A 13,424-nucleotide genomic window follows, 5' to 3' on the forward strand; every position below is an offset into this window, starting at 1 on the left:
AACCAAAGTCCTTTTCACGGAATCTCCTTGAAGTTCTACTGACAAAATTCATTTTCCAAGCTAATTGTTAATAGCATTTGAATACCACGTGTCAATCTAGTAACAATTCGCCCCGCTTTCGATTACATACTGCACTTTTACCCTCTATTGCGGGGTTTTCCTTATGAAAAATTCATCTGACAAACTTGTACCATAAAGCCATGCACCTTCCCCTCCCTCCTTCGCTGAGGAAGATCGACCGGCGTACTTTTCTTTCTACGGGCCTGCTCGCGGCAGGCGGTGTGGCATTCTACTCGGGCGAAATTGCCCGCCACAAGATCGAAGTGTTGGAGCGCGAGCTCCGGCTGCCCCATCTGCCCGAGGCCTTCGATGGCCTGCGCATGGTGCAGATCAGCGATCTTCACATGGACGAGTACACGGAAGAATCCTTCCTGCGCCATGTGGTGGACACAATCAACCAGCTCAATCCGGACGTTGTGGCGCTCACTGGCGACTTCGTCAGCACGGGGCCGCTGGGCAAAAAGTATGCCGTCGGCGCGGCCTGGCGCTGTGCCGAAATTCTGGCCGGGCTGAAGTGCCCACAGAAGTTTGCCGTGCTGGGCAACCACGATGTGAATACCAACCCACGCGAGGTCACGCACGCGCTCACCGGTCACGGCATTCCAGTGCTCAACAACAGCCATGCGGCGCTGGAACGGGGACAAAGCCGACTGTGGATGGCCGGCATGATTGACCTGTCCGACGGCAAACCCCGCCCCGAGCTGGCCATTCCCGCCTCCATACGCTTTCAGCCCGAGGAGCCGGTAATTCTGCTCTGCCACTCACCGGACTTTGCCGACCAGTTGCTGGCCCGCCCGGTAGGTCAGGCCGTCAGCCTGATGCTGAGCGGCCACACCCATGGCGGCCAGATCCGCGTACCCCCGTTCGGCCCGCTGGTCCTGCCCCCCGGAGGCCGCAAATACGTTCACGGCCTCTTTTCTCTGGGCACAATGCAGCTTTACGTCAATCGTGGCATCGGCGCAGTGGGCCTGCCCTTCCGCTTCGACTGCCCACCAGAGATTACGGTGATGACGTTGAAAGCAGGGACTAGAGGCTAGGTTCTAGTGGATGCCGGGTACCCCACCCTCGCGACGTCTTTGTTTTTGTCGCTAGTGTCCTGAGCCTGAAGTCCTTGTCAAATTTAAGCCTGTCCTCCTGAGCGACCGCAGGGAGTCGAAAGCCTGCCCTGAGCGCAGCCGAAGGGGACCTGCGGTTGCTTTTTGCTTCTGCGCCCATGAACTTTGGCTCCAAAGACACACAACTTCCGCGGAAGATCCTGGAAGAACAACCCCAGGTCTTTCGACTCCGTTTGGCCAAAAACCGGCCAAGCTCCGCTCAAGATGACAGAGCAATTACGAAGCGAACTCTGGACTCAGAACACTAGGGTCTGTCTCCTCGTCTAGCTCCTAACCTCAAAAATTCCAGGCATCACCTCACCGGCCTTGCCCAGAACCGTCTGGGTGAAGGCTTGCGCATTGAGCGGGGCTTCGGGCCCAATGTAGATGGTGCGCGCCTTGTTCATGCGGGCAAACTGCACGAAACCTGCCGCCGGATAGACCGATCCCGAGGTGCCGATGACAATCATCACCGTGGCCTGATTGATCTTGTCCTGAATCCGGTCCATCTCCAGCGGAATTTCTCCAAAGAAGACGATGTGGGGACGCAAACGCCCGCCACAGGCACAGCGCTGCACCTCGCTCAGGCTCTGGTAGACGGTATTGTCCACCACCGGCGCGCGGCCACACTCCCGCTCGCAGCGGGCGCGGTCCAGTTGCCCGTGCATGTGCAGCAGGCGCTTCGATCCCGCTGCTTCATGCAGCGTGTCCACGTTCTGCGTACACAGAAAAAAACGGTCGCCGATCTTTTCCTCCAGCCCGGCCAGTGCAGTATGCGCCGGATTCGGCTGAGCCTTGAAGCCAGCCTCCCGCCGCGCCGCATAGAACAGCCAGACGCGCTCGGGGTTACGCTGCCAGGCTTCGGGTGTGCAGACGTCTTCCACGTTGCTACCCGCCCACAAACCATCCTCGGCACGGAAGGTGGGCAGACCGCTTTCGGCGCTGATGCCTGCCCCGGTAAGAATGAAGACGCGATCATTGGGTTCGATGAGGATCTTGGACATATGTACTCCCTGATAAGAACGAGGTTTAGAGGCTAGAAGCTGGAAGCTATCCCATCACGCTTCCAAAAGAATTTTGCCAGTCGTCCGGCGGGCTTCCATATCGATCTGCGCCTGGGCGGCCTGTTCTAGCGGATAGATATGCTCGGTGCGCAGCTTGAGTTCCCCTGCAGCCACCCAGCGCATCACCTCGCCTGAGCGCCACTCCAGCTCTTCACGGGTGCTGATGTAGTGCGCCAGCGTGGGTCGGGTGACGTAGAGCGAGCCCTTGCCGTTGAGTTGAATCAGATCGAAGAGCGGCACCGCGCCGCTGGATGCGCCGAACAGAGCCATCAGGCCACGCGGACGCAGGCAGTTCAGGCTTCTATCAAAAGTGGTTTTGCCCACCGAATCGTAGACCACATCCACACCGCGTCCACCGGTCAGGCGCTTGACCTCGACATCAAAATCCTGCTCGTCATAGAAGATCACGTCACTGGCTCCGGCCTCACGAGAAAGCTCAGCCTTGGCGGCGCTGCCCACGGTAGTAATCACACGAGCGCCCATGCGCACAGCCATCTGGGTCAGCAACAGGCCCACGCCACCCGCTCCGGCATGCACCAGAGCCGTATCGCCTTTTTTGAGCGGAAAGGTGGAATGCGCCAGATAATGCGCCGTCATACCCTGCAACATGGCTGCGGCGGCCTGCTCCGGAGCCACTCCGTCCGGCACTTTGACCAGTTGGACGGCTGGCGCCAGGGCATATTCGGCATAACTGCCCTGCACCGCAGTGGAAGCCACCAGATCGCCCACGGTAAAACCAGTCACACCCGGCCCCAACGCCTCTACGATGCCGCTGGCCTCGGTGCCCGGAACCAGCGGCAGAGCTGCCTTGTAGACGCCCTTGCGGAAGTAGATTTCGATGAAATTGACGCCAATGGCCTCGGTACGGATCAGCACCTGACCCGGTCCTGGCGCGGGAATGGGAAGCTCGGCCAGAGTAAGAACCTCCGGCCCACCCGTTGCATGCAGCTGAATGGCTTTCATCACAGTCAGCATGAACCTTCAGGCCACGGAAGAGCAAGAAAATCAGAACTTATGCCGCAATACGAGAAGGCCCCGCACAGGATCGGCGGAGCCAGTCAAGAAAGCTTGGGCAGTGATCAGAAGTTCTCGTCCGGCTGCCCGGAAAGCATCGAAGACTCGTTGCTGGGAGCAAGATGCACAATGCGATCAATGGTATATGAGGTCTGATGTTCGCTGGTGGTGTAGTAGTGACGCACCTGCAACTCACCCAGCAAGCCCAGTGCCAGCAACTGCACGCCCGCAACAATCAGCACCGCGCCAATCACGAACAAGGGCCCGTGGTGGCTGATCAGGCTGAGATGCGGATTGAGCACCTTCATCGCCAGCAAAATCACTGCAATGCCGAATCCACCCAGAATGCTAAGCGCCCCAAAGCTGCCGAAAAAGTGCAGCGGACGGCTCATGTATCTGAGCAGGAAGCGAATGGTGATCAGATCGAAAAAGACGCGGAAGGTGCGGCCGATGCCGTAGTGGCTCTTGCCGCGTTCACGGTTCACGTTCTTGATCGGGATTTCACAGATGCTTGCGCCATACCAGCTGGCCAGGGCGGGAATGAAGCGGTGCATCTCGCCATAGAGCGGAATGTTGTGAATCACCTCATGGCGATAGGCCTTGTAGGTGGTTCCAAAATCGTGAATGTCCACACCGGAGAGCTTGGCCATCAGCCAGTTGGCGCAACGCGAGGGAATGCGGCGCATCACAAAGTTGTCGATGCGCTCCTTGCGCCATCCCGAAACCACATCGTAGCCCTCATTGAGCTTTTCGATGAAGTTGGGAATCTCATTGGGGTCGTGCTGCAAATCGCCATCCATGGCAAGGATAAACTCGCCCGATGCATGGTCGAAACCTGCGGCCAGCGCTGAAGTCTGGCCAAAGTTGCGGCGCAGCTTAACCACCAGCACCCGACTGTCGACCGCCGCGATCTCTTCGAGCAGCTTATAGGTCTTGTCCCACGATCCATCATCGACAAGAACCATCTCAAAGCTGTCTCCGACACGCTCCATCACCTCTTTCAGGCGATCATAGAGAACCGTAACGTTCTCTTCCTCATTATGGAATGGCACGACAATGGAGTATTTGGGCATAACGTTTCTTAGACGCAGAAAAGATCCTGGAAGACGAGAATTAATCACGAAAAATTGACCTGAACGAAAACACACCCCCTGATAGGGGATATTAGGGTTAAAAACGGGCCACAGGAAAAAGTTGCGGCCAAATGTAAAGATCTTTTCCTCAGCCCTGCAAATCGTCGAGCATGGCCTGCATCTCACTGCGAGCATGCGCATTGCCGCTGCGGGCAGCGGAAGAGATTCCGGCATGCAAGCGCTCAATGGCCTTTTCCTTTTGTCCAGCCTGGGCCAGAGCCTGCGCCGACATAAAATAGCCCGCCGTATAGTCAGGATCGGTGGCCAGCAGCGTGTCGAACTCCGCCAGTGCGGTCTCATTTTGCCCCTGATTGAACAGTTCCATGGCTATGCCGTAGCGGGCAAAGCTGTTCTTGGCGTCCAAGGCGAGAATTTCCTTCAGTCCGGCAATCTTGTCCATCGAGTATTCCCCACGCCCGATTCGTATCCGATCAGGCAGTTGAAAGCATTTGCGTTCTTGGCGTGGATTGCCGAAACTGGAACAGGAAAGTCGGCCCCATTCACTGGCAGAAAACTCCACTGCTTCTATTGTAGCTGTTCGGAGAATTCTGCCGCTGAGACAACCCGACAGAGGAACGCATCCATGACTCCAAACATTTCTGGAACCCCACACATTCCTGGGCATCCAAACATTCCCGGCCCCGCATCCCGCAGCGTACAAAGCACACAGTCAGAGATGACAGAAATCGTACTGCCCAACGACACCAATCTGCTGGGCCACCTGCTGGGCGGGCGGCTGATGCACTTTATTGACATTACCGGGGCTTTGGCCGCCTATCGCCATGCCCGCCTGCCCGTGGTCACCGCCTCGATGGACCATATTGACTTCATCCGCCCGGTGCGACTGGGCGATCTGCTCACGCTCAAGTCCAGCGTCAACCGTGCCTTCACCAGTTCCATGGAAGTGGGCGTCAAGGTCTGGGCGGAGCACCCGCTGAGCGGCGAAGTGGAGCACGTGGCCAGCGCTTATCTGGTGTTTGTGGCCGTGGACCCCAAGGGTGGCAAGCCCCAGCGCATTCCGGAACTGATTTCTGAAACGCCGGACGAGCTGCGCCGCTACAATGACGCCCGCCGCCGCCGTGAACATCGCGAGGCAGAGTCTGTTCGCCGTCGCTCTGAAGCCGAGCAGACAGCCGGACAGACAACAGAACCGGCGAAGAGTGAATCGTAGCCCCCACAGCGCGAATCAAAACAATTGCTTGCAGCACAAGAAGGAGTAGGACTTTTTTATGGCTCAGACACAAGCCGCACCAACGCCCATGGCGTTGCCGGGAGTTTCCAAGATCATCGCCATCGGTTCAGGCAAGGGCGGCGTGGGCAAAACCACGGTCAGCGTCAACCTGGCCATCGCACTGGCCAAGCTGGGCTACAAGGTAGGCCTGATCGACGCCGACATCTACGGCCCCAACGTGCCGCTGATGATGGGCGCAAACGAGCAGCCCAAGGTGGGCGAGGGCAACATGATTGTGCCCATCGAAGCGCACGGGCTGAAGACCATCTCCATCGGCTACATCTCGCCGGGCGACAAGCCCCTGGTGATGCGTGGACCGATGCTGCACCAGATCATCCGCCAGTTCCTGCAGCAGGTGGAGTGGGGTGAGCTGGATTACCTGCTGGTTGACCTGCCTCCCGGTACCGGCGACGTGGTGATTTCGCTGGTGCAGACGGTTCCGCTGACCGGCGCGGTGGTGGTTTCCACCCCCAGCGACGTCAGCCTGGAAGACGCCCGCAAGGCCCTCGAAATGTTTGCCCAGGTCAATGTGGACGTGCTCGGCATCGTTGAGAACATGAGCCACTTTACCTGCCCGCACTGCCATCAGGAGATCGACATCTTCTCGAAGGGCGGAGCCGAACGCACGGCGGAAAAGTACGCCATTCCCTTCCTCGGCTCCATTGAGCTGATTCCCTCCATCCGCGAGGGCGGCGACCGCGGTCTGCCGGTGGCGCTGGCCGGCCCCAAGAGCCCGCAGGCTGCGCCTTTCTATGCCGTGGCGGAAAAGCTGATTGCACAAGCCGAGGCCTCGGCTGCCGCTGCCACCGACGTAATCGAAATTAGCTAATTAAAATCAGCAAAGAAAAACGGCAGGCTCCATCGCCTGCCGCTTTTACTGAACCATTTTTCTTGTCTTACCTACCGCCAGTAGCCTTCCACCAGAATCCACTGTCCATGGCGGTGCATCCAGCGATGCGGAACCCAGACGGCACGAGGACGGGGCGGAACCTCATAGTGCCCCGGTATCCAGATATAGGAGCCGGAATTCCAGCGGTGATAGCCAGAGATCCACACCACGCCAGCACGTGGCAGCGGACCAGGCTGCTCCGCATTCGGCAGAGGCGGCCGGAGTTGGGGCGTATCGACGGTTTGAGCAGAAGCAATTCCAACCGAGATCAAAAACAGCAGCGCGAACACCAGATTCTTCATAAAACAAGCCTTCCAAGACGAGACGCAAACCAGGACTTCCGCTTCTACAACTTCCAACCTGTCATGTAAGACACGAAATCCGTCCCAAAGTTGTGCAGATTCCCCTGCTTCCCTTTTTGTAGGACAAGGCTGAAGTTTCTTGAGTTTGCTACAACGCCCGCCTTTCTCCCATCCCCATGGAAACTCGACAGAGCCGACTCTTTTATCTCCATCTGTACTGAAACATATCGGAAGTAATCGAAAAAAATAGACAGAGGCTATGAAACTTTAGTTACGTATGTCTTCTTTCCAGCAAGGCTGGCTGGCCTTTTGATTTGAAAATACTTAGGCTAACAACAAAAACCGGCTGCAAAGGGCTTGCAGCCGGTCCACTGTTGCGTTTTACAGCAGCCTTCGAGTTCCTTTTTCATGGATGGAGAACAGCAACAAACCCTGGTGTCCCGTCTCTGCATTTCTCATCAAAAACCAGACTGTCCTCCTGAGCGACCGCAGGGAGTCGAAAGCCTGCCCTGAGCGCAGCCGAAGGGGATCTGCGGCTGCTTTTTGCCTCTGCAGCCATGAACGTTGGCTCCAAAAACACACAACTTCTGCGGAGGATCCTTGCAGAACAACCGCCCATTTTTCGACTCCGTTTGGCCAAAAAACGGCCAACCTACGCTCAAGAGGACAAAACAATTACGATGCGAACTTTAGAGACATCCCCTAATCTTCCTCGCGGGCCGGAAAGATGTTGCCCAGACGGCTGATCTGCGCACCCACGCCGCAGAGCTTCTCTTCGATCCGCTCGTAGCCGCGATCCATGTGGTAAACGCGATCCAGAATGGTCTCGCCATCGGCCACCAGCGCCGCCAGCACCAGCGAGGCCGAGGCACGCAGGTCACTGCACATGACGGCAGCCGAGGAGAGCTGCGCCTTGCCGCGCACCGTAGCCGTGCGGCCATCCACCTTGATGTTGGCGCCCATGCGGGCCAGTTCCTGCACATGCATGAAGCGGTTCTCGAAGATGTTTTCCTTCACCAGGCTGACGCCCGCGGCCTGCGTAAGCAGAGCCATGAACTGGGCCTGCATGTCGGTCGGGAATCCCGGGTACTCTTCCGTGGAAATGTCGGTGGCCTGCAGCTTGCCACTGGAGCGTATACGCAGCGCATCGGGAGCCACCACGTCAATGACCGCGCCCACCTCCTGCAGCTTGGAAATCACCGCGCCAATGTGCTCGGGATTGCAGCCAGCCACCGTCAGATCGCCGCCCGTAATCAGACCGGCAATCAGGAAGGTTCCCGCCTCAATGCGGTCGGGATTGATGCGGTAACGCGCGCCATGCAGGCTGCCAACGCCCTGCACGCGTATGGTGGACGTGCCCGCGCCCGCGATCTTTGCGCCCATGGCCGTGAGCAACGCGGCCAGATCCGTAACCTCGGGCTCGCGCGCGGCGTTTTCCAGCACGGTTTCGCCCTCGGCCAGCACGGCGGCCATCAAAAGGTCCTCGGTGCCAGTCACGGTGATCTTGTCAAAAACGATGTGGGCACCATGCAGACGCTTGGTGCGGGCTTCAATGTAGCCATGCTCCTGAGTGATGGTGGCTCCCATCTTTTCCAGGCCCTTGATGTGCAAATCGATGGGACGGCCACCGATAGCGCATCCGCCCGGCACCGCCACGCGGGCCATCCCGGTGCGCGCCACCAGCGGACCCAGCACCAGAGAGCTGGCACGCATGGTCTTCACAATCTCGTAGCGGGCCACGGGGTCGGAGAGCGTGCGACAGCAAAGCGTGTTGCGCCCGCCGGCCTCGCCTTCGTGCAGATCCACCTCCGCACCCATCGAAACCAGCAGCCTGCGCTCGGTGGCAATATCGCGCACCTGGGGAATGTTTTCCAGACTGACCGGTTCTTCGGTCAGAATAGCCGCCGCCATGCACGGTAGAGCCGAGTTCTTCGCGCCCGAAACGCGAATGCTGCCCACCAGCGGATTGCCGCCACGAATGATAAATTTATCCATCGAAGACTGCCTTGCTCCTTGCTCCGGAACGGCGGCTGCGGCTTCCAAAAAACCCGCGCCACCCTCAACCACTCATTGTAAATGGCACCTGAGGTGCGGCTAGCTGCTTCGCGTGGCGTTGCCTGGATTTTGGGCTTTACAGGCTGCGGGAAAACGCCGCAGCGTGGGTTTGTATCTGCGGAGGGAGCAGGGGCCTTCAGGCCCCTGAAGTGCGGATGCGTCAAGTATCGCCTTTAGGCGCGGGCTATTTCTTCTACTTCCTACTTTGGATGCCTGCTGGCGAAAAGACTTTCGGACCTGAAGCCCGCGCACAGTTTGCCTCTTTTTGCAGGGGTTATAGCGGTTCTCCAATTGCTGTGCACCGAAGCCACCGCCGCGGAGTGGCTTTTTTTCAAGAAAAAGCCACCTTGCACGATCTGCAAAGGGCTACACCTATTGGAGAACCGCTCTAAAGTCGGGCCCTGTTACAAGGCTTCCTCCAGAAGGAGTTTTTTTGCAGTCTGGATAATATCCGGGATTTCTGGCAGAGCTCACCAAAGTTGGAGCGAAGAGGATATGCGCCGTAGGCGCAAGGCAGGTTAGCCCAGCACTTCAGTGCTGGGTGCAGGTCAGATTTTTACGTCAAGTCCCGTCAGGGACGGCGCAAAACCTGCCCCCGCTCTCTGCTCCGCCACGCAATGCGATTGCCCCCACTACAGATGAATCCCGCACTTCCAGTTTAAAAACCCGGGATGGACTTCCGTTCTGTGGTTCACTGAAGCCTAGGGCGCTTACTGTTACCGATCTGATCTTTTGCTAATAATCCCGCTGGATGAGTGCATTGCGCTGTTAACCATAAACCGAAAATTCCGCGAAAGCTGATCAGCGGAGCCTTGGCGACTTTCCGTTACCGATCCATTGATGAACTTATATCTATAAGAATCAATATATTTTGTGACATCCAGAGAGCGGAATATGTAGGAACCGTTGCGCGAGGAATTTTCAGAAAAATGAAATGAATGAATAACCTCGCCGCAAGCAGCGAGGTATCCTGAAAAGCCCGCTTTTACGCTACGCCGCAAGCGGCGGGGAATTTGACCCGGAAGGGATTAAAACGCAAAGTACGCTGTGAAGGACAATCGGCCAGGCATGGCGCTGTGTCTTCTACTTACCCTCCGCGAAGCCATCACCGGGGATTCTCGCAAAAAGGGCAATCTGGCCACGATCGCCCTTTTTGGCTTTAAGCCAGGTGGATAAAGACGAAGTTGATATACAGCAGACCATGCCAGGTTGCGCCCCAGGTCATCTTGTATCCTCAACCCCGTCTCTAGTAAGCCTTCGCTATCTACGAAACAATATTCTTCAAAACCCTTTCAGCTTCCCCGTCTCAGGCATCCCGGAATAGTGGACGTGTACAAGGCGCCAAGTACCGTTCTCTCTGTGGTAGACCTGAGTCTCTCGCCCTTTCGTCGTGATGTTCGGCCCACCATCCTTCACGGTCGCATAGAACGTCCATGTGAACTCTGACCATGCAGTGTCGTCGTAAACATGGATGTCCATGTTGTCAGGCAGAAGTTGACGCTTCGAAAACGTGCCCATGGTCTTGGAATAGAAGTTTGCGAGCACCTCTTCAAGGCTAAGTTCTGTTCCACGCGGATGAATAAAGCTTACCTCAGGTCTGTTCGACCATACCTTGCGCGCTAGATCGAGGTCCAGTTTCTCGACCGACCCCACATAGTCCTTGATGACCTGTTGAATCTGTTCAATGTCCTGACGGTTTCCGGTTGACGTAACGGTTTCTGCAGTCGCCTGAGCGGTTAAGACGCCTGTTCCCATCATGAAGAGTGCTGCAGAAACCACCAAGATGGTGGCGATTCTCGTTCTGATTGAATGCATATTGATTCCTTTCTCTTTGTCCTTGCGGTACATCAGTAGCCGACCGTGAAGCGTTCACGCGAGTGCTGTCGGATTTCCAGTTCATCCACCAGTGCAATTGCGAAGTCTTCCATCGAGATGTGGCTTTGTCCATCAGTAGCTACCAGAAGCTGGTCCGTGCCGAGGCGGAATTTCCCGGTGCGTTGGCCCGGCGCGAAAGAAGCGGAGGGCGACAGGAACGTCCATTCGAGTTCCTTCTCCTTCAGAAGCCTGTCGAGGAACGCCGCGCCTGCAAATGCCTCGGATTTGTACTCGGCAGGGAAGTTCGGTGCGTTCACGAGCAGGAGCCCCGGCGCAACCTCCAAACTTCCAGCTCCACCGACCACAAGCAGTCGGGCAACATTTCCCTTCTTGGTCGCGGAAATGACCTTATCTGCATCTGTGCTCAAAAACTTGACGCTATGAATGACGGCATCGTGGCTGTCAACAGCCGCTGCCAATGCCTCTTCGTTCGTAACGTCTGCTGCTGTCGCCGTGACCCCTTCAAGCTTGGTCAACTTCTCCGGGTGACGAACTATCGCAGTGACTTGATGGCCGCGACTCACGAGTTCCGAGGTGAGGCGCGTACCGACGTTTCCGGTTGCTCCCAGTAGTGCGACTTTCATTGCATTCTCCTTTTGTAATTGCTGTAGTTACGAATGAAGTCAAAAAAACTCACGTTCGCTCTCTTGCCTGAACGGAACGCAGCAAGCCCTTGATCGTGGTTCGTGCCAACTCGTTTTCCAACGCCCTTTCCGCCTTTTCATAGATAGTTCCCAATGAGCCTTGAATGTTCCTGCCTACGGGACAGAGAGGGTTAGGCGGCTGACTGTGCATTGAGAACGGTGAACCTTCCTCAATGGCTTTCCTCACATCTGCCAGCGAGATATTCTCCGGGTCGGCTGCCAGTTCCCACCCACCGCGCTGCCCCGGCTGCGATGCCACGAGACCGACGTTTCGCAATACGCCCATCAGGCGGCGAACAAAGACGGCATTCGTGTTCACGCTACCGGCGATATATTCCGACGTAAGGGCCTCGCCAGGTTGCGAGGCGAGGAGTGTCAGGATGTGCAGCGCGACCGTGAATCTGGTGCTAATATTCATATGTAACTATAATAGTTACGAATTCATCGAATGTCAATTCAGAAGTTCACAGCAAAAAGCTGTCTCATTGACTAAACCAAAGTCAACAGGCGCATTCCGATGCGCTCATCCAGATTGGCTTATGGAGCGGAATTTGCATTGGTACCGGCAAACGCCGAAGGCGTCAGAATGAATTCTGGCTTTCCGCCAAATCTCCGTGTCGTATCGACCCCAGATAGGAAACGGAAAGTCAACCTCCCACAACTTCCCAACCAGCAAGACCTTCCCATTCTTCCGCCCTACCGCACCAGACAAAAACAAAGAAGGCGGCCCGAAGGCCGCCTTCTTTGCAGAAGAACAGCTTAATTCCCGCCCGCTGCCGGTTGCAGATTCAGCGGTTCGGTCAGGGAGAAGACCAGCGCGGTCCCGACGTCAAGTGTGGCCTGCGGATGGCTGACCAGCAGATGGACCGTGATAACCCCGGCACCGACCGCAGCACCGGCCAAAGCGCCTGCCGGTCCGCCGAGAGAAGCTCCGGCAATCAAGCCAGCGCCCATGGTGCCACCGTATTCAATGCCATCGCGTTTTATCCGCGAGTCGGGCAGAACCGCGCCCTCGCCACGGATGCGCGTATGCGATCCCGGAGCGCTGGTCAGTTGCGCATAAAGCCGGAAGCGCGATCCGTCCGGCAGAATCACCGTCTCGGGCCGCAGATTCATGCTGCCGGATCCGCCCAGTGTGCCGGAAGAAACCTGCTCCACATGGCCTTCAATCTCTGCGCCCGCCGGAATCAGAACCTGGCCGCCCTGCACCACATCGCTGGCCACGCGGGTACGGAAGAGTTCGCCACGCGGCGTGTCCACGGTGGAAAGCCGGCTGAGCAGACGCACCCGGATCGTGGTGCCCTCGGCCAGTTCGCCGGGCCTGAGGGTGGGGTGCACAATGTCTCCGTCAGGATCGTTCTCAAACTCGCGGCGATTGAGGCCGGGCTGCGCGGGGCGCTCCGGAAGGCGCTCAGGCACGACGCGCACAATGCCGTCGTCCCCACTGGAAGCGTCTTCGGGGTCGTGGCGTTGCGCTTCACGCCACTGCTGCTCGGCAGTCACGGGCGACCCAGCCACATGCGGCGCTGTCATTGGACGGCCCGCCGAGGGCTTGGCGCTCTGCGCACCACTGTCCTCCACCGTAGTCTGGATGGAGTCGTCGGGCGGAGGGGTGGAAACACCCTGGTAGGGGTTCTGCGCACCTTCCTGCTGTGCCCCCAGGGCGGCGGCAGCGGCGGCAAGAAATACGCAGGATAGAATCGAGCGATAGATCCGTCTCTTCGTCATCGGGGACCTCACAAGTGGACAGGTTGAGTCTGAATGTCTGAACCCGGCCACGGCGAAACAGTTGCGCGTAACCCGGGACTGTGTCCGTTTTACGCACAGTTTCTCAAGGCTAGGCTAGCGTCTTCAAAGCCTGCACCGCCGCCAAACTGCTCCGAATGATCCTTTCTGGTTACGTTCCGAGGTGAAATTTTGCTATCTTGATGCCATTCTTTCGAAAATATTCAGCTTGTGACCGTCACCACACAGACGGTTTGCCTCCAGCTTGCTAGAATCGTTACGGATTCAGCCCTTACAAGGGCAGCGGGCTACACGGCATTGCGAGGTGCCGCGGGTCA

13 protein-coding genes are annotated in these 13,424 nt (G+C 57.4%); 3 read left to right on the forward strand and 10 right to left on the reverse strand.

Annotated features, from left to right (window positions below; all coding sequences use genetic code 11):
* The first annotated feature begins 200 nt into the window (after positions 1 to 200).
* On the forward strand, positions 201 to 1,097 hold the full coding sequence (locus tag ACOBR2_RS12360) for a metallophosphoesterase (RefSeq protein ID WP_420236417.1): 897 nt from the start codon (positions 201 to 203) through the stop codon (positions 1,095 to 1,097).
* Positions 1,098 to 1,438: 341 nt separating this feature from the next.
* Here the strand turns inward: ACOBR2_RS12360 and ACOBR2_RS12365 are convergent, their stop codons facing one another.
* The 4 genes from ACOBR2_RS12365 to ACOBR2_RS12380 all read right to left on the reverse strand — a co-directional run bounded on the left by ACOBR2_RS12365 (position 1,439) and on the right by ACOBR2_RS12380 (position 4,765).
* Positions 1,439 to 2,158: an SIR2 family NAD-dependent protein deacylase gene (locus ACOBR2_RS12365; protein ID WP_420236418.1), complete on the reverse strand. Its 720-nt coding sequence runs from the start codon at positions 2,156 to 2,158 to the stop codon at positions 1,439 to 1,441.
* A gap of 54 nt (positions 2,159 to 2,212) precedes the next feature.
* On the reverse strand, positions 2,213 to 3,181 hold the full coding sequence (locus ACOBR2_RS12370; protein ID WP_420236419.1) for a quinone oxidoreductase family protein: 969 nt from the start codon (positions 3,179 to 3,181) through the stop codon (positions 2,213 to 2,215).
* Between the two features lie 116 nt (positions 3,182 to 3,297).
* A complete protein-coding gene (locus ACOBR2_RS12375) occupies positions 3,298 to 4,305 on the reverse strand; it encodes a glycosyltransferase family 2 protein (RefSeq protein ID WP_420236420.1) in 1,008 nt (335 codons plus the stop codon).
* Positions 4,306 to 4,453: 148 nt separating this feature from the next.
* Entirely contained in the window at positions 4,454 to 4,765 is a 312-nt protein-coding gene (locus tag ACOBR2_RS12380; RefSeq protein WP_420236421.1) for a tetratricopeptide repeat protein, read from the reverse strand.
* Positions 4,766 to 5,041: 276 nt separating this feature from the next.
* Here ACOBR2_RS12380 and ACOBR2_RS12385 point away from each other — a divergent pair, with 276 nt between their 5' ends.
* Positions 5,042 to 5,536 carry an acyl-CoA thioesterase gene (locus ACOBR2_RS12385; protein WP_420236422.1) on the forward strand — a complete coding sequence of 165 codons (495 nt, stop codon included), beginning with the start codon at positions 5,042 to 5,044 and terminating at the stop codon, positions 5,534 to 5,536.
* Between the two features lie 58 nt (positions 5,537 to 5,594).
* Positions 5,595 to 6,425 (forward strand): Mrp/NBP35 family ATP-binding protein, encoded by an 831-nt coding sequence (locus tag ACOBR2_RS12390; RefSeq protein ID WP_420236423.1) that lies wholly within the window; start codon positions 5,595 to 5,597, stop codon positions 6,423 to 6,425.
* A 71-nt stretch (positions 6,426 to 6,496) separates the two neighbouring features.
* Here ACOBR2_RS12390 and ACOBR2_RS12395 read toward each other — a convergent pair whose 3' ends face one another.
* From ACOBR2_RS12395 to ACOBR2_RS12420, 6 genes are all read right to left on the reverse strand, one after another.
* Complete coding sequence (locus ACOBR2_RS12395; protein WP_420236424.1) at positions 6,497 to 6,787, reverse strand: hypothetical protein; 291 nt, start codon at positions 6,785 to 6,787, stop codon at positions 6,497 to 6,499.
* Positions 6,788 to 7,489: 702 nt separating this feature from the next.
* Positions 7,490 to 8,782, reverse strand: a complete 1,293-nt coding sequence (murA, locus tag ACOBR2_RS12400; protein ID WP_420236425.1) for a UDP-N-acetylglucosamine 1-carboxyvinyltransferase — start codon at positions 8,780 to 8,782, stop codon at positions 7,490 to 7,492.
* Positions 8,783 to 10,123: 1,341 nt separating this feature from the next.
* Positions 10,124 to 10,690 carry a YybH family protein gene (locus ACOBR2_RS12405; RefSeq protein ID WP_420236426.1) on the reverse strand — a complete coding sequence of 189 codons (567 nt, stop codon included), beginning with the start codon at positions 10,688 to 10,690 and terminating at the stop codon, positions 10,124 to 10,126.
* Positions 10,690 to 11,301 (reverse strand): NAD(P)-dependent oxidoreductase, encoded by a 612-nt coding sequence (locus ACOBR2_RS12410; protein WP_420236427.1) that lies wholly within the window; start codon positions 11,299 to 11,301, stop codon positions 10,690 to 10,692. Before ACOBR2_RS12410 ends, ACOBR2_RS12405 begins: the two co-directional genes overlap by 1 nt.
* 49 nt (positions 11,302 to 11,350) lie before the next feature.
* Positions 11,351 to 11,779, reverse strand: a complete 429-nt coding sequence (locus ACOBR2_RS12415) for an Rrf2 family transcriptional regulator (protein ID WP_420236428.1) — start codon at positions 11,777 to 11,779, stop codon at positions 11,351 to 11,353.
* Between the two features lie 341 nt (positions 11,780 to 12,120).
* Entirely contained in the window at positions 12,121 to 13,089 is a 969-nt protein-coding gene (locus tag ACOBR2_RS12420; protein WP_420236429.1) for a hypothetical protein, read from the reverse strand.
* Between the last annotated feature and the right edge of the window lie 335 nt (positions 13,090 to 13,424).

It is taken from the genome of Telmatobacter bradus, from assembly GCF_048629425.1.
GTDB lineage: Bacteria > Acidobacteriota > Terriglobia > Terriglobales > Acidobacteriaceae > Telmatobacter > Telmatobacter bradus.